General features: G+C 65.0%; 19 protein-coding genes. 7 read left to right on the top strand and 12 right to left on the bottom strand.

What is annotated here, in order from left to right:
• Window positions 1-89: 89 nt before the first annotated feature.
• The 11 genes from gspF to gspG form a co-directional block, all read right to left on the bottom strand.
• A complete protein-coding gene (gene gspF, locus RMET_RS17050; RefSeq protein WP_011517829.1) occupies window positions 90-1307 on the bottom strand; it encodes a type II secretion system inner membrane protein GspF in 1218 nt (405 codons plus the stop codon).
• Between the two features lie 20 nt (window positions 1308-1327).
• Complete coding sequence (gene gspE, locus RMET_RS17045) at window positions 1328-2803, bottom strand: type II secretion system ATPase GspE (protein WP_029306883.1); 1476 nt, start codon at window positions 2801-2803, stop codon at window positions 1328-1330.
• 80 nt (window positions 2804-2883) lie between these two features.
• A complete protein-coding gene (gspD, locus tag RMET_RS17040) occupies window positions 2884-5232 on the bottom strand; it encodes a type II secretion system secretin GspD (RefSeq protein WP_035822516.1) in 2349 nt (782 codons plus the stop codon).
• Window positions 5233-5266: 34 nt separating this feature from the next.
• On the bottom strand, window positions 5267-6073 hold the full coding sequence (locus tag RMET_RS17035) for a type II secretion system protein N (protein WP_011517826.1): 807 nt from the start codon (window positions 6071-6073) through the stop codon (window positions 5267-5269).
• Window positions 6073-6627 carry a type II secretion system protein M gene (locus RMET_RS17030; protein ID WP_141192902.1) on the bottom strand — a complete coding sequence of 185 codons (555 nt, stop codon included), beginning with the start codon at window positions 6625-6627 and terminating at the stop codon, window positions 6073-6075. The genes RMET_RS17035 and RMET_RS17030 overlap by 1 nt, the downstream gene beginning before the upstream one ends.
• Before the next feature lie 8 nt (window positions 6628-6635).
• Window positions 6636-8165 (bottom strand): type II secretion system protein GspL, encoded by a 1530-nt coding sequence (gspL, locus tag RMET_RS17025; RefSeq protein ID WP_011517824.1) that lies wholly within the window; start codon window positions 8163-8165, stop codon window positions 6636-6638.
• Between the two features lie 231 nt (window positions 8166-8396).
• Window positions 8397-9380 carry a type II secretion system minor pseudopilin GspK gene (gene gspK, locus RMET_RS17020; protein WP_029306884.1) on the bottom strand — a complete coding sequence of 328 codons (984 nt, stop codon included), beginning with the start codon at window positions 9378-9380 and terminating at the stop codon, window positions 8397-8399.
• A 29-nt stretch (window positions 9381-9409) separates the two neighbouring features.
• Window positions 9410-10102, bottom strand: coding sequence for a PulJ/GspJ family protein (locus RMET_RS17015; RefSeq protein ID WP_011517822.1), 693 nt, complete (start codon window positions 10100-10102; stop codon window positions 9410-9412).
• Window positions 10092-10496 (bottom strand): type II secretion system minor pseudopilin GspI, encoded by a 405-nt coding sequence (gspI, locus tag RMET_RS17010; RefSeq protein WP_011517821.1) that lies wholly within the window; start codon window positions 10494-10496, stop codon window positions 10092-10094. Before gspI ends, RMET_RS17015 begins: the two co-directional genes overlap by 11 nt.
• The gene (locus RMET_RS17005; protein ID WP_011517820.1) at window positions 10493-11017 is read right to left on the bottom strand and encodes a prepilin-type N-terminal cleavage/methylation domain-containing protein; all 525 of its coding nucleotides are present in this window, start codon (window positions 11015-11017) and stop codon (window positions 10493-10495) included. The genes gspI and RMET_RS17005 overlap by 4 nt, the downstream gene beginning before the upstream one ends.
• A 16-nt stretch (window positions 11018-11033) precedes the next feature.
• On the bottom strand, window positions 11034-11498 hold the full coding sequence (gspG, locus tag RMET_RS17000) for a type II secretion system major pseudopilin GspG (RefSeq protein WP_011517819.1): 465 nt from the start codon (window positions 11496-11498) through the stop codon (window positions 11034-11036).
• A gap of 193 nt (window positions 11499-11691) precedes the next feature.
• Between gspG and RMET_RS16995 the strand changes: the two genes are divergently transcribed.
• The 5 genes from RMET_RS16995 (at window position 11692) to RMET_RS16975 (ending at window position 15741) form a co-directional block, all read left to right on the top strand.
• Window positions 11692-12144, top strand: coding sequence for an RrF2 family transcriptional regulator (locus tag RMET_RS16995; protein WP_024569529.1), 453 nt, complete (start codon window positions 11692-11694; stop codon window positions 12142-12144).
• Between the two features lie 93 nt (window positions 12145-12237).
• Window positions 12238-13458: a globin domain-containing protein gene (locus RMET_RS16990; RefSeq protein ID WP_029306887.1), complete on the top strand. Its 1221-nt coding sequence runs from the start codon at window positions 12238-12240 to the stop codon at window positions 13456-13458.
• A gap of 170 nt (window positions 13459-13628) precedes the next feature.
• Window positions 13629-14243, top strand: a complete 615-nt coding sequence (locus RMET_RS16985; RefSeq protein WP_011517817.1) for a general secretion pathway protein — start codon at window positions 13629-13631, stop codon at window positions 14241-14243.
• A gap of 175 nt (window positions 14244-14418) precedes the next feature.
• Window positions 14419-15018, top strand: coding sequence for an EF-hand domain-containing protein (locus tag RMET_RS16980; RefSeq protein ID WP_029306889.1), 600 nt, complete (start codon window positions 14419-14421; stop codon window positions 15016-15018).
• A 228-nt stretch (window positions 15019-15246) separates the two neighbouring features.
• Window positions 15247-15741 carry an Lrp/AsnC family transcriptional regulator gene (locus RMET_RS16975; protein WP_008647119.1) on the top strand — a complete coding sequence of 165 codons (495 nt, stop codon included), beginning with the start codon at window positions 15247-15249 and terminating at the stop codon, window positions 15739-15741.
• A gap of 99 nt (window positions 15742-15840) precedes the next feature.
• Here RMET_RS16975 and RMET_RS16970 read toward each other — a convergent pair whose 3' ends face one another.
• Window positions 15841-16539, bottom strand: coding sequence for a GNAT family N-acetyltransferase (locus RMET_RS16970; RefSeq protein ID WP_029306890.1), 699 nt, complete (start codon window positions 16537-16539; stop codon window positions 15841-15843).
• 321 nt (window positions 16540-16860) lie between these two features.
• Here RMET_RS16970 and kefF point away from each other — a divergent pair, with 321 nt between their 5' ends.
• Together kefF and kefC are read left to right on the top strand one after the other, a co-directional pair.
• Window positions 16861-17451 (top strand): glutathione-regulated potassium-efflux system oxidoreductase KefF, encoded by a 591-nt coding sequence (gene kefF, locus RMET_RS16965; protein WP_024569359.1) that lies wholly within the window; start codon window positions 16861-16863, stop codon window positions 17449-17451.
• Window positions 17448-19262, top strand: a complete 1815-nt coding sequence (gene kefC, locus RMET_RS16960) for a glutathione-regulated potassium-efflux system protein KefC (RefSeq protein ID WP_011517813.1) — start codon at window positions 17448-17450, stop codon at window positions 19260-19262. Before kefF ends, kefC begins: the two co-directional genes overlap by 4 nt.
• The last annotated feature ends 13 nt before the right edge of the window (window positions 19263-19275 follow it).

Below are 19275 nucleotides of genomic sequence, written 5' to 3'. Positions count from 1 at the left end.
AGGACGAGAACCTCGTGCAGATTCAACGCAATCGGTTTGTTCCTCTCTCCCTTGCGCGGGAGAGAGTCAGCGCCTCAACAACTGACGCGCTATCTGACCAGCTGATTGATCTCGATGATCGGCATTAGCACGGCCAGCACGATCATCAGCACCACCACACCCATCGTCAGAATCAGCAGTGGCTCAAGCAGGCTGGTCAGGAACAGCGTACGGCGCTCCAGTTCCTGGCCTTCGCCGGTGGCTGCGCGGTCGAGCATCGTCGGCAGGTTGCCGGTGGCCTCGCCGGACCGGATCAGGTGCACCAACACCGGAGGAAACTGGTTCTGGGCAGCCAGCGCGCGCGCCAGCGATGCGCCTTCGCGCACGCGCGTGGTGGCGTCTTCGACGTTGGCCTTGAGCGCCTGATTGGTCAGTGTTTCTCCGGCGGCTTGCAGGCTGCGCAGGATCGGCACGCCGGCCGATACGAGAATCGACAGCGTGCTGGCGAAGCGCGCCGTGTTGTACCCGCGAATCAGCTTGCCGACCAGCGGCGCGGTCAGTAGCCAGCGGTGCCATGCCAGACGAACGTCGGGCTGCTTCAGCAGGCTGCGAATGATTGCCACGACCGCGGCGATGACACCCAGCGCGGCCCACCACCAGTTGCGCACGAAATCTGACAGCGCCAGCATGATCACGGTCAGCGTGGGCAGCTTCTGCTTGGTGTTGGCAAACACGCTGACCACCTGCGGCACCACATACGACAGCAGGAAGATCACGATCGCGAACGCCACCACCGTGACGATGGCTGGGTACGTGAACGCGAGCCGGATCTTCGACGTCAGCGTGTTGCGCGTCTCGATGTAGGTGGCCAACCGTTCGAGCACCATGCCGAGATGGCCCGAATGCTCGCCGGCAGAAACCAGCGCACGGTAGATGTCCGGAAAATCCTTGGGGTGCTGGGCCAGCGCCACGGAGAGCGAGCTGCCGCCCATGACTTCGGCGCGGATGCCCGCAAGGAGCTCATGCACGTACTGGCGTTCGGCTTGATCGGCAAGCGCGCCCAGGGCTTCGTCGAGCGGCAGGCCCGACACGATCAGGCTGGCGAGCTGGCGCGTGAACAGCGCCTGCTCCTGCGTCGACAGCCGGCGCACGAACGCGCTGCTGCCGCTGCGCTTGGCCAGCCCAGCGCCGGCTAGCGGGTCAACGATGATCGGCGTCAGTCCGCGTGCGCGAAGTTGCGCGCGCGCCTGCTTTGGGCTGTCGGCCTCGATGACGCCGCGATCTGCACGGCCGGCGGCGTCGGCGGCTTCATAGCGATAGGCGGGCATACTGCGCGGGCTCCTTCGCTCTAGTCGCGCGACACGCGCAGCACTTCTTCAAGCGAAGTGGCGCCGCTGTCGATCCAGCGCTGCGCATCACCGCGCATCGTGTGCATGCCCTTGGCCAGCGCCCGTTGCTTGATCTCGGACTCGGGCTGCTGGCGGTGGATCATCGTCTGGATTTCGGCATCGACAGTCAGCAGTTCATACACACCCATACGGCCTTGATAGCCGGAATTTCCGCACTTGTCGCAACCAACCGGGTGCCATACGCGCTGCAGTGGCTTGCCGTCGGCAAGAAGCGTCTCGGATTCGCCCGGTGTGACTTCGATGACTTCCTCGCGCTTGCAGTGCGGGCAGAGACGGCGCACCAGCCGCTGCGCCAGCACGCCGATCAGCGACGAGGAAAGCAGGAACGGCTCGATGCCCATGTCGACCAGCCGAGTTACGGCTGAGGCTGAATCGTTGGTGTGCAGCGTGGCCAGCACGAGGTGGCCGGTCAGCGAAGCCTGCACCGCGATCTGCGCGGTTTCGAGGTCGCGGATTTCGCCGATCATGACCACGTCCGGGTCCTGACGCAGAATCGCGCGCAGGGCCTTCGCGAAGGTCATGTCGATGCGCGCGTTGACCTGCGTCTGTCCGATGCCGTCGAGATCGTATTCGATCGGGTCCTCGACGGTCATGATGTTGGTCGTATGGGAGTCCAGCCGCGATAGCGCCGCGTACAACGTCGTGGTCTTGCCCGAGCCCGTGGGTCCGGTCACCAGCACGATGCCGTGTGGCTGGCGAATCAGATCATCGAAGCTGCCCAGCGTCGAGCGCGCCATGCCGAGCTTGGCCAGATCGAGACGGCCCGCTTCCTTGTCGAGCAGACGCAGCACCGCGCGCTCGCCGTGTCCGGTCGGCAGCGTGGATACGCGCACGTCCACCGGCCGTCCGCCCACGCGTAGCGTGATGCGGCCATCCTGCGGCAACCGTTTCTCGGCAATGTCGAGCTGCGCCATGATCTTGATCCGCGAGATCAGGGCACCATGCAGCGCCTTCTTCGGACGCACCACGTCGCGCAGCGTGCCATCCACACGGAAACGCACGACCGATGCCGATTCGAACGGCTCGATGTGGATATCGGAAGCCTGCTCGCGCGCGGCCTGCGTCAGCAGCGCATTGATCATGCGGATGATTGGCGCATCGTCCTCGGACTCGAGCAGGTCTTCCACGGCCGGGATGTCCTGCATCAGGCGCGACAGATCGACTTCGCCTTCCACCTCGCCCACCACCTGCGCGGCGGTGCCGTCCTGGCGGTTATAGGCGTCGGACATCGCCGCCTCGAGTTCGGCCTGTTCCAGCACGCGCAGATGCAACGCGCCGTGCACGCGCGCCACCTCGGCCAGCGCGGCCGGAGAGGTCTTGCGGCTGACCCAGACTTCGAGTCCGTCGGGGCGTTGGTGCGCGATCAGCAGCGGTGCTTCGCGCGAGAACGTGTACGAGACCAGCCGCGCCGCCATCGGCGACGGGGCTTCGAGTGGCGTTTCTGTCGCGGCGGGTGCCGTCACTGGCGTATCGGTTGCCATGATGATGTTCGACCTTACGCGCCCTGGCCGGAAGTGGTCTGCGAGAGCGGCCGCTGTACCGGCTGCGGCACGGTCTGTGGCGCGGGTGCGGACGTGGACGGTTGTCCCGGCGCAAGGGGCACCGGGCCGGGCACCGGACCGTTGTAGCGCGGGTCGACGAACGGCGCGGTCGGCGCATCGGCCGGCGGCAGCACGGGTGTGTTCAGCTCGCGGACCACCATGTTCGGCGAGACGAAGTTCTGCTGCTGGCCGCGGATGAAGTCGTAGCGATCCTGCGTCAGACGATCCGTGGCGGTGGTGGTGCGCATCACGTAGGGGCGCAGGAACACCAGCAGATTGGTCTTCGAGCGGGTCTTGTTCTCGTAGCGGAACAACGAGCCGAGGTAGGGGATGTCTCCGAGCAGCGGCACTTTCTGGACGTTGTCGCCGTAGTTGTCCTCGATCAGGCCGCCCAGCACGATGATCTGGCCATCGTCCACGAGCACATTGGTTTCGATCGATCGCACGTTCGTGGTGGGGCCCTGCGGGTTGGTGAGCGTGCCGGGCGCCACTTGCGAAGACTCCTGGTAGATCTGCATCTTGACCAAGCCGCCTTCGGAAATCTGTGGGCGCACGCGCAGCGTGATGCCGACATCCTTGCGGTCGAACGTCTGGAACGGCGTCACCGAGGTCGAACTGCCAGTCTGTGCGTACGATCCCGTGGTGATCGGAATGTTCTGGCCGATGAGGATCTTCGCTTCCTCGTTCTCGAGTGTGATCAGGTTCGGCGTGGACAGCAGGTTCACGCTGGTGTTCTGTCCCAGCGCGTGGAGCAGCGCGCCCAGGCCGATGGCCTTGTTGATCACCCCAAGATTCAGGCCGCCCACATCGGGCACGAGGCCACTGATGGCCGCCAGGCCGGCGGTCTTGTTCTGGTTGTAGAGCGCGGCCGCCGCAGTCAGGTTGATGATGTTCTGGCCGCCGGTACCGAAGTTGGTCCCCGCGAAGCCGACGGTGTTGCCGCCCGAATTGATCAGCCCTTGCCACTGGATGCCAAGCTGGCTGTCCAGCGTGCCGCTGACCTCCACGATCATCGATTCGATGTAGACCTGCGCGCGCCGCGCGTCGAGGTCGTCGATCACGCCGCGCAGATTGCGGTACACCGGCTCGCTGGCGGTAATGATCAGCGAGTTCGTCGACGGGTCGGCCTGGACGATGCCGCCCGTGGTTGGCTGCTGGTTGACCGCGAACGATGCGGAGAACGCGTTGCTGCCGCCGCTGCCGAAGCCGCCGCCGGAGCCGCTGCGGTTGTAGTTGCCGGTATTGCCGCCGGTGTACTGGCCGCCTTGCGGCAATGAGGTGGATTGCATTGCGGCGCCGCCCGTCGCGCCGCCGCCGGGTTGCGTCGAGCTGGAGAAACTGCTGTCTGCCGCAACGATGGCCCGCAGCGTGGCCGCGAGCTTCACGGCGTCGGCATTCCTGAGCGGCACCACCCAGATGTTGCCAGGGCGCGCGAACGGCTGGTCGATCTTCTCGATGAGCTGGCGTGCCTGCTGCACGCGTGCGCGGCTGGAGGCGCGGATCATCAGCGAGTTGCTGCGCGGTTCCGCCACGACGGTCGTGCGCAGGCTCGCGTCGCCAGCGCCGGCTCCACCTGCGGCGGCGGTCGGGTCGAGCAGTTTCTGCAGGACCACTGCTGCATCGCTGGCGATCGCGTTCTTGAGCGGAATCAGCTCCACTTCGCCGGACGCGGGCGCATCCACCGCGGCGATGATCCGTGCCAGACGGCGCAGATTGTCCGCGTAGTCGGTGATGACCAGCGTGTTGTTGGCCGGGTAAGCGGTGATCGTGTTGTTCGGCGCGATCATCGGCCGCAGCACTGGCACCAGGTTGTTGGCCGATTCGTAGTTCAGGCGGAAGACCTGCGTCACCACCTGGTCGCCGCGATTGCTGCTGGGACCGACAACCGTGGGCGAGCCCTGCAGTTTGGCATCGGCTTCGGGTACGACCTTGGTGAAGCCGTTGGACTGGACCATCGCGTAACCCTGCATCCGCAGCACGGAACCGAGCGTTTCCAGCGCCTGCGCGCGCGAGACCGGCTGCTCCGTGACCAGATTCACGGTGCCCTTCACGCGCGGATCGATCACGAAGTTCTTGCCGGTGGCCTGACCGACCGCCTTCACCACCGACTCCAGATCGGCGTTGACGAAGTTCAGCACCACCTGGTCGCGATTGCTGCGCGAGCCGATGTCGTTCGGTTGCGGTGGCTGCTGGGATGGCTGGGCCCAGAGCGGGGCGGGCGCCAGCAGCGACAGGCCGCACAGCAGGACGACGGCGCGGGCGCAGGCGGTACGAAAGACGGGTTGGTTGGCTCGGGTTTTCATCATCGATTCAAGGCGGGCTGCCGAGGACGGGTCCTCAGTAGCGCAGCCTGGTCACATTGTTCTCATGTCGTCCCAGCAGGCTCATCAGGCCTGCCAGCTGGGTGGCCGCTTCGGGGTCGGTACGTGCCGTGCCATCGAAGCGCGCCTGCCGGCCGATCGTGCCGCTGCCCTCCAGGTACAGCGGCCCGGCCGTGGTTTTCAGTTGCAGCGTGCCGTCCGCGCCGGTCAGCTCGACCTCGGCGCGGTAGCTGCCCAACGGGCGCAACCGGCTTACTGCGGCGGACATCTGCTCGAGTTGCATCGACAGGTGCCCGTACTTCTGGTTGCCGGCGAACTTGCCTTGCAGCGCCGACCAGTCGATACGCATCATGCCGTCGGGGCGCAGCGTATTGAAAGGCGCACCGACGCCCTCTAGCAGTGACGCCGGCAGGCGGATGCTGCCCGGCGTCACGGTCCAGCCCGACGGCGTGACGGCTACCGTCGTCGGCGTGCTCATCGCCTCGCTGTGCGAGACGGTCACGCGGGCCGTGCCCGTGAGCAATGGCCAGAACGCCACGTCCCAGGTCAGCCGCCCCGGCAGTACCGTGGCGGTCTGGCTGCCCGTGCCCGCTGACAGCGCCAGCGTGGCGCTGCCGTGCCATATCGTGCCTGCCGCGTCGGCCAGCAGCACCCGGCGTTGCGTCTCGCCGGCGATGCGTTCGGCCAGCCACGTGGCCGGCATCGATACCAGTACGGTGACGCCGACAGTGGCGATGCAAAGCAACGTCCAGCGCACGCGCCGCCAGCCGCGCGACGCGCGGATGCGCTGTCGCGGGAGACGCAGGGCTTCGAGCCGCGCCATCACCGGCCGCCGGTGCCGGGGCCCTGCAGCGTCGCGGTCATGTTGACCAACGCCGTGGCGCCCACATAGCTGATACGTGTATCAGTGACCTTCAGTCGTTGCTGTAGCCGCACGTCCTGCAGCCAACCGGCCACGGACCCGAACGGCACCTTGTCCAACTGAATCTGGACGGCGTTGTCGCCGGTCGTCATCAGGCGCGTGGCCTTCAGGCCGTGCTGCACCAGGCTGTCCTGCAGCGCCTGGGTCAGCGCGTCGCCACGCAGTGACGGGGCGCGATTGGCCGACAGGCCGCGTGCTTCCTGCGCCAATGTTTCCATCTCGGCCAGATCCGCACGCAGCACCGGCAGGTTGCGCATCAGCCGCGCTCCCTCGACGGAGGCCGGCTCCCACAGCAGCAGGTAGCCAAAGACCAGCACAAGCACCACCGCGCCACCGCCGAGGATGGCCTGTTCGCGCGGATTGCGTGCGGTCCAGAATACGTCGACCTGCTCGCGCCACCGATCGGGGACGCGCGGCTTGAAGCGGGCGAGGCGCGTGGCCATGTTGGTTGACATGCCTGATCTCATGATGCCGTCCCGCCTTCCGCCTTCACGGTCCAGTGCGAACCGGTCGGCGCCGGGGCGCCCCCGCTGCGGCTCGCCGCATCGGGCGGGCTTCTGTCTTCATCCATCTGCAGACCGGCCTGGCGCACGGCGTTCTGCAGTGCGGAGGTGTTGGTGCCGGGCTTGAGCGTCACGTAGAGCGTCGCGGCGCGGTATTCGAGCTGGAGCAGCGCATCGGGCGGCAGATCGCGCGCGGCGCGCGCAAAGCCGTCGGCGAGCGGCAGGAAATCGTTGGGTGTGCTGCGACCGCTGGCCGTGCGCAATTGCTCCACCTGGCGGCGCATCAGCAGAATGGGCTCGGCTACCGGCGGCACGTTCGGAAATGCTGTGTGCAGCAGATCGACCTGAGCCGCCTCCAGACGCTTGGCTTCCTTGCGAAGCGTCAGCCATTGCACGTTCATGCCGACGATCTGCACGAGCAGGAGCGCGACGACCAGCAGGGCCGGCCAGCGCCATGCGCGCACGTTCCAGCGGTCCATGCGCCCTTGGGCGAATTCGAACTGCGCCAGATCGAGCTGCGGCTGCTGCAGGCATTCCTCGATACCAGCCAGCCAGATGCGCCAGGTCTCGGAGGCACGCGATGCGTGCATCGGCGGACGCTTGCCTTGTAGCGCCGGTACTGGCGCGTTCGCCAGGGCCGCGTTGTCGCCATGCCATTGACCGGCCGGCGCCAGGAGCTGCCATGTCGACAGCGCACGGTCATCGAGCAGCAGACCGTAGCCCTCGTACGGGCCGGTGCGCACAGTCAATTGCCACAGGCGCGACAGTTCGCCCGGCGCAGGTGCCGCGGTGTCGAGCAACAGCGCTGATTGCGCGAGTGTGGAGGTGGCGGCTTCCACGACCAGCGTGGCGGGTTGTTCCGGACTGGTATCGACCGTGCCCACTTCCGTTGGCGCCGACTGCGCAGCGGCGCGGGCCGGAGATACGGGACCATCCGCGGTGGCCAGCGCCGGTTCCGGCTCTGGCGCCGGTTCGGGGGCCGTGACTGGGGCCGCGAGCGGCAGGCAAAGCTGGGCGGCCACCACATGGCGGCGGCGATGCTTGTGTTCTGCGAACTGGTCGAGCGCTGCGCGCATCCAGGCGCGGTCGGTCACCATCAGCAAGCGGCGGCGCGGGCCACGTGCTGAACCGGCGCCATCGAATGCCGGCCCCAGGGCGATATGGCATGGAGCGGCGTCGGTGGCCAGCACGTCCTCCACGAGGTTCGGTAGCGCGAGGCGCATCCGTACTGGCGGCAGAGGCGGGACCATGGCCGCCGTCAGCAGGACATCGCTGGCGGCCACGATCAGCACCAGGCGGTCTGCCGGCGGCATCTCGGACGGCACGGCGTGGCCTTCGCGCAACAGCTCGGGTGCCTGTTCGGCCGCCTGGCGGCGATTCTTATCCCCTACGGGCGTGCGTACCAGCGCAAATGGCATGGCGCCGAACTGCCACGGTTGCGGCTGATCGTGCGGCCGATGCGGCAGGCGGACGTAGAGGGTGGTACTCAAAATTTCCCTGTAATCAGTGGAAAAGTCGCGCGGGAGTTGCCCGACAGGGGCGTCCGGGCGACGCAAATCGTTGCGGGGGATAGCCTGGAATAGCGGCAGACAGCCGCCCAGGTTCGGCGCAGCAGCATACCTTGCCTGTGTGACTAACTCGCGTCAATAGCGTCCCATCCCAATTTGCAGGCGGCAGAATCTAACGCTGTCGCAGGACAAAACCTGATGCGCGTCGGCCAGTTAGTTCGACGGGGGCATGGCATCGGCATCGCGCGACCAGACGACGCGGGTCGTATTGCCGCTGCCCTGCACATTCTGGCGCTCGACCAGCGATACCTTGAGGCGGCGCGCCCGATCGTGCCGCACCAGACCGTAGATCAGGAAGTAGCGCGAGCTCACGTCGAGCGTGTTGGCCGTGATCACCGCCTTTGGTGCAATCGTCTGCAACTGTGTCGTGATGTCGCCAGTGTTGTTGAAATAGGCGCGGTCGCGCTGGCGGACAAGCTCGCGCGCGCGGTCCAGCGGCAGCTTGTCGATCACGGCGGCCAGCACCTCCGCGTCCGCGGTATTGGCGTTGACCGTGGTGCGTTCGGGCAGCACCGTCACGAACGGTTCGAGCGTGTCGATCATCTCCGGGGTGAAGCCCGGAATCGCCAGCAGGCTTTGCACGCTGTCTGGCGGCCTCGGCACGGGTTGCCCGTCGCCCGATCCACCCTTGGCTGCGCGCAGGACATATTGCGCAGTGCTCTCCGCCAGCGCAGCGTTCATGCCGAGCGTTTGAAGCAGGCGTCCGAATGCCTGCATCGATGCGGGGTCGATCGAGATCGTGAGACCGGATTCGCCGGACGTCGACTGATAGAGGTTGGTCAGGTTGAAACGTGCCTGGGCATCCAGGATGCGTCCGGAGAGGAACGACGTTTCTCCGGCCTGATCGGTGCGAAGCCCGGCGCCGAGAAAATCGGACAGGCGTGTTTCGGCCACCGGGACCGACCACGGCTCGCCGAGGTAGTCGACGTTCGAGCGGCGCTGGTCGTCGCGCAGAATCAGGCGTGCCCAGTCCACCGCGGCGCGCTCGATCCACTGGGCCTGCGCCATCAGCCGTTGATTCTCGATCGAGCGGATCTGCACCTGCTGGCGCCAGAGCATGCCGGAGACCACCACCACGGCCAGCGTCACGATCAGCAGCGCCGTGACGACAGCGGCGCCACGCTGGCGGGATCGCATGAAGGAGGGAGGGGGGTGATGGCGCACGGTCACAGTCCCGTCGTGCAGATCTTCTGGAACTGGCGGGGTACGTCGCCGTCGCCCATGCGGGCCAGGACCGTCAGTTCGACTGCACGGATCGCCACGGTCTTCGCCACAAGATCGAGGCCAGGCTGCGCATCGCTGGCGCCGACTGCCGCCGCGGCGCTGCCTTGCTGCAGCGCGGCCCGAATGCGCCCGGTGTCCGTCAGCCAACCGGACGGCTCCACCCAGACCCGTGCGGAAAGCTGCTCGGCGTCGGGCAGCAGCGGACGCAGCTGGACACCTGTCGTGGCGGCCGTCTGACGCATCGACTGAATGGCGTTCTGTACCTCGTTGCGCGACATCGCCGGGCGGCTTGCCGCGCGGACGACCGTGTTGCCGTCCAGGCGATAGGACACGACCTGCCAGGCCGGCGGCGAGCCGGCATCGCGTCGATCGCGCACCATCAGTATCTGATTCTGGGCGAGTTCCACCGGGCTGGCCTGCAGCAGCGCAGGCAGGGTCAGGTGCTCGCAGTCGGACTGGAATTGGCCATAGAGCACCTTGAGCGTATCGAGCCGCTTGTCGTGATCGACCAGACGTTCACGGGTGCGCGTCATCGAATCGAGCGCGCGCCATCCGATCACGGCCATCACGGCCAGCAGCGTGATCGCCACCAGCATCTCGAGCAGCGTGAAGCCGCGGCCGCGGTCAGAGGACATTGCGCGTTTCATTCGGAACCAGCGTGACGAGCCAGGCCAGCCGCACGGACTTGTTGGTGGCCGAAGGGAAGACGGAGATCTCGACGCGCCGGAAGGAGGGATTCGGCGTGCTCGTGACGGACTCCTCGCACCAGAGCGTGGCGCCGCCCTGCGGGCAGTCATAGCCACGCGTGCCGGGCTCGGGCCAGGTCTTCGAAAGTCGCAATGTGGCGAGGTGGTTCTCGGCGCTGAACTCAGCCAGCATGCGCTGCTGGAGCGATATGCTCGACTCGGTCATCGAACCCATCGCCCGCATGGCGGCGGTCAGGGCCACTGCGAGGATCGTCAGCGCGACCAGTACCTCGATCAGCGTGAAGCCTTCGCGGCGATGTTGAAGAAGGCGAGGCGCGCTCATTGCAGGACCGTGGCCACGTAGCGGCCGCTGCCATCGCCGGTCACATCGACGCGAATGGCGCCGCTCGTGAGGATCAGGCGCTGCGGTTCGTCGATCAGCTCGCGCCCAAAGACCAGTCGAACCGGGCCGGTACCCAGGCGGCGCCCGCCTTCGGCAATGACGGCGCCGTCCAGGCGTACCCGCCATTGACCAGGCGCGAAGATATCGGTCCGCATCGGCACCCAGCCCTGCGGCGTGGATTCGAGAAAGCGCCAGCCCCCGGCATCACCCTCCCAGGCGATTGGGCGGGCGCCAAGCTGGGCGTCTTCCTGGGCGAGTTCGAAGAGGCGGGCGATGCGCTGGCCGTCGTCGAGCACGCGCCCGCGTTCGTTGGGCGAAGCATTGACGGCCACCAGCGAGATAACAATGCCGGCGATCACCATGACCACCAGCAGTTCGAGCAGGGTGAAGCCGGGGACCCGGCGGCACGTCCGGCGACAAGGAGCGAATGCGGTCAGGCCGCGTGGTGTCGCCGGGCGCATGGATCAGAAAGGGCGCTTATTCCCAGTTGCCGATGTCGGCGTCGTTGCCGGTGCCGCCGGGCTGGCCATCGGCACCGAAGCTGAACACGTCGATCTCACCGCGTACGCCGGGGTTCAGGTACTGGTACGGGTGACCCCACGGGTCCTTCGGCAGCTTTTCCAGGTAACCACCACCCTTCCAGTTGTTGGGAACGGGCTCGATGGTCGGCTTGGTCACCAGCGCCGCCAGACCCTGTTCGGTGGTCGGGTAGCGGCCGTTGTCGAGACGGTAAAGCTTCAGCGCCTGCATGACCGACGAGATGTCCTGACGCGCCGCGACGATGCGTGCCTCATCGGGGCGGCTCATGATTTTCGGCACCACCAGGGCCGCGAGCACCCCCAGGATCACGATCACCACCATGATTTCGATCAGGGTGAAGCCGCGCGCGCGGCGGCGTTGGCTGGGGAGTCGGGTGTCGGGCTGGCTGGCGAATCTGCGCATCGTGAATAGTGCCTTGGACTTGTATGTCGGGAGAGAGCCGCGCCGAGGCAAGCAGCACGGCGGATATGATCGGAAAGTATAACCGCCGCCGCATGACTGTTTAATGTGCTGAGGCAGATCCGGCTGTGCCTAATGCTGCATTGCATCAAAAATCTTGCATTGGCGATGCACGTTATCTATGATTCCAGTCACGATGCAACTGACCCGATTCTCCGACTACGCGCTGCGCCTGCTGATGTATGTATCACGCGGCGACGGCAGCCGGCCAATCACGATTGCCGAGGTTGGCCAGCAATTCGATATCTCGCATAACCACCTCGTAAAGGTGGCTGCGCGGTTGTCGAAGCTCGGCTGGATTTCGGCAACGCGCGGGCGCCACGGCGGTCTGCAACTCGGCCCGGGAGCGGAGAAACTGTCCGTTGGCGCGATCCTGCGCGAGCTCGAAGGCCGCAAGGCCATCATCGACTGCGCCGATCCGCCATGTGCCTTGAATGGCAATTGCCGTTTGAAACGGGCACTCGATGACGCCGAAGAGGCGTTCTATCGCGCGCTGGATGGTGTGACCCTGGCCGATGTGTCAGGTAGCCGCACGGCCGAATCGATCATCAGCCTGCATCGAGATTTCCTGAGCCGGCACGTGGCATAAGGATTCGGGGGGCCACCCCGACCCATGTCGTCTGCCGGCTTTATTGTGTGCAAAAACATGCATTTTACATGCATGATTCAAGGAGTTTTGCTGATGTTGTCCGCTGCTTCCCGCCCCTATATCGATGCCAGCGTCCCCGTGCTGCGTGAGCACGGTCTTGCGATCACGACACATTTCTACCGAGAGATGTTCGCGGCGCGCCCCGAACTGAAGCGCATTTTCAACATGGGCAATCAGGCCAATGGCTCGCAGCAGCAATCGCTGGCCTCGGCAGTGTTCGCCTATGCGGCCAACATCGATCGTGCCGACGTGCTTGCGCCCGTGGTCGAGCGCATCGTCCACAAGCACGTGGCGGTCGGATTGACGCCGGCTCACTATCCGATCGTCGGCAAGTATCTGCTGGAAGCCATTGCCGCCGTGCTGGGCGACGCCGCCACGCCGCCGCTGCTGGCCGCCTGGGACGAAGCCTACTGGCTGCTGGCCGGCGAACTGATTGCCGCAGAGGCCCGACTCTATGAACGCCATGGCGTGGCGGCAGGTGAGCTTCTGCGCGTGCGCGTGGTGAACCGCGAGCAGGAGGGGGATCAGGTGGTGGCGTTGACGCTGGCCGCCGAAGACGGCTCGCCGCTGCGTGACTTCGCGCCGGGTCAGTACATCAGCGTCGAGGCATCGTTCGCCGACGGACGCCGTCAACTGCGCCAGTATTCGCTTTCGGGCGAGCGCGGCCTCCCGACGTGGCGTATCTCGGTGAAGCGCGAAGATGGCGCAAGCGACGCGCCGGCGGGTACGGTATCGAACTGGCTGCATGAGAACGCCCAGGTCGGCACGACGCTGCACGTGAGCACCCCTTGGGGCGATTTCGCGCCCGAGCTCGATAGCCGCCAGCCGATCGTGCTGATGTCGGCAGGCATCGGCGTGACGCCGATGGTCTCGGTGTTGCGCACGCTCGCACACGAAAATCCGCATCGACCGGTGCTGTTCGCCCATGCCGCCCGTCATGGTCGTCAGCACGCGCATCGTCGCGACCTGGCATGGGCGCGCGAGCGGATGCCCAATCTGCGTACCCATGTCAGCTATGAAACGCCGCAGTCGGTGGATGCCTCGGGGCGCGACTACGACCACGCCGGCACGATGCCGGTCGAGGCCCTGCTCAAGTCTGGTGACAACGCCGCTTTCAATGACGCCCGCTTCTATCTGTGTGGCCCGCTTGGCTTCATGCAGGAACAGCGTCGCGCGTTGATCGCCTCGGGCGTTCCAGTCGGACATATTCATCGCGAAGTGTTCGGGCCGGACCTGCTCGACGACATCCTTTGATCGCCGTCGCATTCTTCGAATCTGCCTGCTGATATTGCGTCAGTTGGCAGACGACAGGTGACATGTGGGTCTGGTACGCTAGGCGGTCTCCCTATTCGAGCCGCCCGGCGTATCGATCTGTGTCAACCCTGCTTCGGCCTGCCCTCCGTTTCGACCCGTCCGCCGCCTGGATGCCTCGCCTGGCTGGCCTGGCGCTGTTTGTCGCGCTGTGCGCGCTGGTGACCCATTGGGTCCTGGTATTCAGTGCGATGCGGACGATCCCCGTACCAACTTCCGCGCGTATCGCCCAGACCGAGCCAGTCGAGACCGGAGCAGTGGCGACGCTATTCGGCGGCAGCGCTCAGTCAGGCGTTCGCGATGTGCAACTGATCGGCGTCGTGGCGGATCTGGATGGCGTAGGCCCTGCGGCGGCAATTCTGTCGCTCGACGGCGGGCCGCCCAAGGCCGTGCGCGTCGGCGCATCGCTGTCTGCGCAGATTCGTTTGACGGAAATCCACGGCCGCAACATCGTGATCGAACGCAACGGCGTGCGTCAGGAGATTGCATTGCCGGTGCAGAACACGCCGACAGCGGGTCGGCCGGGCAACCTTGGCGCGGCGCCGCCGGCCGGTGCCGGTGCACCGCTATCGACACCGATGCCGGCCCCGGCCGCCCCGCCGCCGGTGGTCAACGCGCCGGCCCAGCCACAGGAGTTCACCGCATCCCCGGCGCAGCCGGTGCCACCGCCGCCTCAACATGCGCCTGCGCAAGGCCCGGTTGGCGAGAGCCTGGGCGCGAAGGACTAAGCTTGTCGGATGCCCCCACGTTTCAGAATATTGCGCAGTGTTTGAGTATCTTGCGTCTGTTTACGGCACTCGTCTGTTCTGTGAGCCCCGTAACATCGTATTAAAAGCGCCAAACTTGCGTGGTTGTCTGGGTTCTAATCCGTACATGCCCAACGTGATGAAAAGGAGCACAGACATGCAACGCAATCACAAGACGCACGCACTCAAGCAGTTCATCGCGGCTTCCGCCGTATTCCTGGTCGCCGGTGGCGCCTTTGCCCAGACCGCAGCACCTGCGCCGTCCGACGGCCCGCAAGGCATGCCCATGCACCGCATGGGTGGCCCCGGCGAGCATCGCGGCGGAGACTGGCTGATGAAGCTGGCCGATACGGACAAGGACGGCGCGATCTCGAAGGCTGAGTTTGATGCGCTGTTCAACAAGATCGATACGAACCACGACGGCAAGCTCGACAAGTCCGAACTGGCGGCCTTTCACAAGGCAATGTGGGAGCAGCGTCGGGCCGAGATGAAGGCTGATTTCGAGGCCAAGTTCAAAGCCGCTGACAAGAACAACGACGGTGCGCTGACCCGCGACGAGTTCAAGGCAGCCTTCCCGCGCATGGCAAACCGCTTCGATCGGATCGATGCCAATCACGATGGCAAGGTGACGATGGCTGAGATCGAAGCCAGCATGCAGAAGATGCACAAGGAACGTATGGACCGGATGGAGCGCCACGGCCCTGGCGGTCCGGGTGCCGCGCCGGCGCCTGCAGCGCCTTCGAGCGGCGGCAACTAAGCCGACTTTCACCGGCAGATGAGCGCGACCTTCGGGTCGCGTTTTTTTTTCGTGGACGGGACTCACGAAAGATCATGGCACCATCCTTGCCTGTGCAATCCAGTGCATTTCATCGGCGTATTTGGCCCGTGATAGCGGGTATCGCATCAAAAAAATTGCGCATTTGTGCACGACTTGCTAAATTTGCGCAAAAAAATTGCCGACAAACATATTGCGGAGCAACAAAACGTGAGCAAGGTGGAGCTGGACAAGATCGACCGAAAGATCCTGGAAGTCCTGCAGACCAATGGAAGGCTGACGAACCTGGAAGTGGCGGAGCGCGTGAATCTGTCGCCAAGCCCTTGTCTGCGTCGCATCCGTCGTCTGGAGGAGATTGGCGTCATTCGCCAGTATGCAGCGCTGCTGGAGCCCAACAAGATCGGGCTGGGCCTGCTCGCCTATATCAACGTCAGGCTGGAGAAGCAGGGGGGCACCCCGAAAGGCAAGGCGCCGCTAGACCTCTTCCGGGCGGCCATCCAGACGTGGCCCGAAGTTGCGGCTTGCCACGCCATGACCGGCGAGATGGACCTGCTGCTCAAGGTGTATGTCGAGGACATGGAACACTTTGCCCGCTTCATGCAGGAGCAACTGCTTGCGCATCCTTCCGTGATCGATGTGCGTTCGAGCTTCGCACTCGAATCGATCAAGGACACCACGGCGCTGCCAGTAGCTGGCAACGCCTGATCGGCTGGCTGAACGCCATACCAAAGCAAACGGCGCACCGCGAGGGTGCGCCGTTTGCTTTTCCAAGCTAGCACGTTGGGCGTGCTAGCGCGGCGTGTGTCAGACCGTATGTTTCTGCGGCACCAGCGAACGCCAGAAGCGCAGGCCGAAGCGGCGGGCATCGCGCAGATTGCGACGCATCATGTAGTCGAGGTCGGCAACTTGCTCGTCAAGCGCTTCGGTCAGACGGCTCACGGTGTCGGCCGGCGTCAATTCCAAGTATGCATCGGCTTCACCGTACGCATACTGCACCTTCATGCCGGCCTTCTTGGCGATGTGCATCATCGCCGCGTTGCGCGACAGGCAGTGCATGTAAAGGGTACGCACGCTGGTATTGCGTCCGTGGATCGCGGCCCGCTCGAACAGCGCGCTGCCGATACCGCGGCCACGCGCGCTCTTGGAGACCGACACGCCAAATTCGGCGACGCGACCCTGCGCATTGTCGCGCAGGTTGGCAAAGTGACCCACGCCGATCAGTTCCAGGCTCTCGTCGTAGACGCCGAACACGCTGTCGTGGTCGAAGTCGATGCTGTCGACGTACGCCTCGACCACATGATCACCCACCGACTGGCCAAAACGGAGCAGGCGATCCTCCTCGCCCAGGGCGAGGAAATGCTTGAGCAGGCGCGAGCGATGATGGGCGGCCAGTTCACGAACCAGAACGGTGTGACGGTGGGCTGCCTGGCTTGCTGCGGCTGCGCGGCGGAGATCTTCGTCGGTTACGGCTCCGACGGCCTTGCTCAGTTCGAGCGGGTTCACTTTTGTTTCCTTCTTCAGTGATCGGTATAAAAATAACATCGTCGCGGTGGATGCCTGTGCACTTTCGTGTCACGATGCACTGGATCCGGGCAAACACTAGGTTGCTGCGACGCGAAAACTATTGTAGTGGAATTGTCAGTCTCGCGTAAGCTATCCTGCGCCGCAACACACCCAGAAAAGTGTGATATTTCGAAAAATTGAGCCAAATCAACGGTTTGGCTGCGCGATCCTGGCGTCACCAGGGGGCGTGTTGTGGATTTGCTGCAACGCCGCATTCTCCTGCTGCCGGCCACTCGCTGGACCCGTTCGTACCCAGACACCATGACCGAGCCCCCCGTAGTTGTGATCTTCGCGCATCCGTCACCCAGGCGTTCACGCGTTAACCGTCCCCTCGCTGAAGCGCTGGCTGCGTTGCCCCATGTGGAAGTGCGCGAGTTGTACCGGCTCTACGTCGACTACGACATCGATGTCGTCGCCGAGCAACGCCTGCTGTCCACCGCCGAGACCCTGGTCCTGCAGTTTCCCGTGCGCTGGTACAGCGTGCCCGCGCTTCTCAAGCTGTGGCTGGATGATGTGCTCGAAAGCGGCTGGGCCTTTGGCCCCGGCGGCACGGCGCTGCGTGGCAAGTCGATGCTGGCTGTGGTCAGCACCGGTGGTCATGCCGATGCCTATGGCCCGGAGGGCACTCATGGCCATCCAATCGCCGATTTCCTGCTGCCGCTCGAACAGACCGCGCTGTTGTGCGGCATGACCTGGCTCCCGCCGGTGGTGCTGCATGACGCCGACAACGCCGATAGCGATGCCGTGGCGCTCCATATCGAGCATGTGGCGCGTCATCTGCCGGCGCTACCGCTACCCCCTGAAACGCAACAGTGGACCGATGCGGAGCTGGGCGGGGAGGACGCGCCATGAACCAGCACGATTTCATGATTGCGCTGGTCGTCTTCCTGGTGGCGGCAGTGGTGGCCGTGCCGCTGGCGCGGCGATTCGGGCTTGGCGCCGTGCTCGGATATCTGCTGGCGGGTGCGGCAATCGGGCCCTACGCGCTGAGGCTGGTGACCAACGTCGAGTCGATTCTCCATTTCTCGGAGTTCGGCGTTGTCCTGATGATGTTCGTGATCGGCCTCGAACTCGAGCCACGCAAGCTGAAGAACCTGCGCAAGACGATCTTTGGCTACGGCACGGCCCAGCTGGCGGCGTGTGCGCTGGTAGTCGGGGGAGCGGCCGCATTGCTGGGTGCGTCGTGGCAGGTTGCGATCGTCATAGGTCTGGGGCTCGCGCTGTCTTCCACCGCCATTGCCTTTGCTACCCTGGCCGAGCGGAACCTGATGGGCACGCCTGCTGGTGCGGCCAGCTTCGGCATTCTGCTGTTCCAGGATATCGCTGCGATCCCGATGATCGCGCTGCTGCCCTTGCTGGCGATCGATGCCGCCGACATCGCACCCCACGGCCCGCCTCACTGGCAAACGGTGGCCAGGGCGGTGGCCGTACTCGGCATCGTGGTGGTCGGTGGCCGGTACCTGGTGCGGCCCGCATTGCGGTTCATCGCGCGCACGGACATGCGCGAGATGTTCACCGCCTTCGCGCTGCTGCTGGTGGTTGGCATCGCGCTGATGATGGAAGCGGTGGGCGTGTCGATGGCGCTTGGCACATTCGTCGCCGGCGTGCTGCTGGCGGATTCCGAGTACAAACACGCGCTGGAAGCCGACATCGAGCCATTCAAGGGGTTGCTGCTCGGCCTGTTCTTCATGGCCGTCGGCATGTCGATCGACTTCGGCGTGCTCGCCCAGGCGCCGTGGAAGGTACTTGGGCTGGTTGCCGGATTCGTACTGGTCAAGACACTGGTGCTGGCGGTGCTCGCGCCCCGGTTCGGGATTGCGCGAGGCCAGTGGTTGCTGTTCGGGCTATTGATTTCGCAAGGCGGCGAGTTCGCGTTCGTGGTGTTTTCGGTGGCCGACAATGTTGGCCTGCTGACCGAGCATATGCACGCGCTGCTGGTCCTGATCGTGGCGCTGTCGATGGTGGCCACGCCGCTGTTGTTGCTTGTCTTCGATCAGCTGATCGCGCCGCGCCTGCACATCCTGATGCGGAAGCCCGACGATGTGATCCCGCCGCAGCACAACCCGGTAATCATCGCGGGTTTCGGGCGGTATGGTCAGATCATCGGTCGCCTGCTCTATGCGCAGGGCATCGGTGTGACCGTGCTCGACCATGATCCGGACCAGATCGAGTTTCTGCGCCAGTACGGCTTCAAGATTTTCTACGGCGATGCCACGCGGGTGGACCTGCTCGAGGCAGCCGGCGTGGCGGAGGCGAAGATTCTGGTCGTGGCGATCGATGGCATGGAAGACAGCCTCGCCTTGATCGACCGCGTGCGTGAACGCTGGCCGGAGTTGACGATCTGCGCCCGGGCACGCCATGTATCGCACGTCTACCAGCTCAAGGACCGGGGTGTTGGCATCTACGAGCGTGAGATGTTCGAGGGGTCGCTGATGATGGGGCGCCGCGTGCTGGAAGGCCTCGGCTTCGACCCTGCGGAGGCGCGCAACGTGGCGCTTCGGTTCCGCCGTCACAACATCCAGGGGATCGACCGGTTCTATCCGTACTACACAGACCAGAAGAAGCTGACGTCCCTGACCAAACAGGCGCGAGACGAGCTCGAGGAAATGTTCCGGCAGGATCGTGAGCAGCGGCGCAAGCGCGAGGAGGCCGAGTGGTCCTGAGGGCGGGCGCTGC

This window comes from Cupriavidus metallidurans CH34 (assembly GCF_000196015.1).
GTDB classification, from domain to species: domain Bacteria; phylum Pseudomonadota; class Gammaproteobacteria; order Burkholderiales; family Burkholderiaceae; genus Cupriavidus; species Cupriavidus metallidurans.
This window is presented reverse-complemented; position numbering and strand designations above follow the sequence as displayed.

What these genes read in the sequence shown, in the direction of transcription:
- gspI (WP_011517821.1), bottom strand. Translation starts at nt 10,496, where the DNA reads ATGAGCGCGCCTCGCCTTCTTCAACATCGCCGCGAAGGCTTCACGCTG.
- RMET_RS16995 (WP_024569529.1), top strand. Translation starts at nt 11,692, where the DNA reads ATGCAACTGACCCGATTCTCCGACTACGCGCTGCGCCTGCTGATGTAT.
- gspE (WP_029306883.1), bottom strand. Translation starts at nt 2,803, where the DNA reads ATGGCGGCGCGGCTGGTCTCGTACACGTTCTCGCGCGAAGCACCGCTG.
- gspD (WP_035822516.1), bottom strand. Translation starts at nt 5,232, where the DNA reads ATGAAAACCCGAGCCAACCAACCCGTCTTTCGTACCGCCTGCGCCCGC.
- kefF (WP_024569359.1), top strand. Translation starts at nt 16,861, where the DNA reads ATGACCGAGCCCCCCGTAGTTGTGATCTTCGCGCATCCGTCACCCAGG.
- RMET_RS16985 (WP_011517817.1), top strand. Translation starts at nt 13,629, where the DNA reads ATGCCTCGCCTGGCTGGCCTGGCGCTGTTTGTCGCGCTGTGCGCGCTG.
- gspG (WP_011517819.1), bottom strand. Translation starts at nt 11,498, where the DNA reads ATGCGCAGATTCGCCAGCCAGCCCGACACCCGACTCCCCAGCCAACGC.
- RMET_RS17005 (WP_011517820.1), bottom strand. Translation starts at nt 11,017, where the DNA reads ATGCGCCCGGCGACACCACGCGGCCTGACCGCATTCGCTCCTTGTCGC.
- RMET_RS17015 (WP_011517822.1), bottom strand. Translation starts at nt 10,102, where the DNA reads ATGTCCTCTGACCGCGGCCGCGGCTTCACGCTGCTCGAGATGCTGGTG.
- gspK (WP_029306884.1), bottom strand. Translation starts at nt 9,380, where the DNA reads ATGCGATCCCGCCAGCGTGGCGCCGCTGTCGTCACGGCGCTGCTGATC.
- RMET_RS17035 (WP_011517826.1), bottom strand. Translation starts at nt 6,073, where the DNA reads ATGGCGCGGCTCGAAGCCCTGCGTCTCCCGCGACAGCGCATCCGCGCG.
- RMET_RS16990 (WP_029306887.1), top strand. Translation starts at nt 12,238, where the DNA reads ATGTTGTCCGCTGCTTCCCGCCCCTATATCGATGCCAGCGTCCCCGTG.
- kefC (WP_011517813.1), top strand. Translation starts at nt 17,448, where the DNA reads ATGAACCAGCACGATTTCATGATTGCGCTGGTCGTCTTCCTGGTGGCG.
- gspF (WP_011517829.1), bottom strand. Translation starts at nt 1,307, where the DNA reads ATGCCCGCCTATCGCTATGAAGCCGCCGACGCCGCCGGCCGTGCAGAT.
- RMET_RS17030 (WP_141192902.1), bottom strand. Translation starts at nt 6,627, where the DNA reads ATGTCAACCAACATGGCCACGCGCCTCGCCCGCTTCAAGCCGCGCGTC.
- RMET_RS16980 (WP_029306889.1), top strand. Translation starts at nt 14,419, where the DNA reads ATGCAACGCAATCACAAGACGCACGCACTCAAGCAGTTCATCGCGGCT.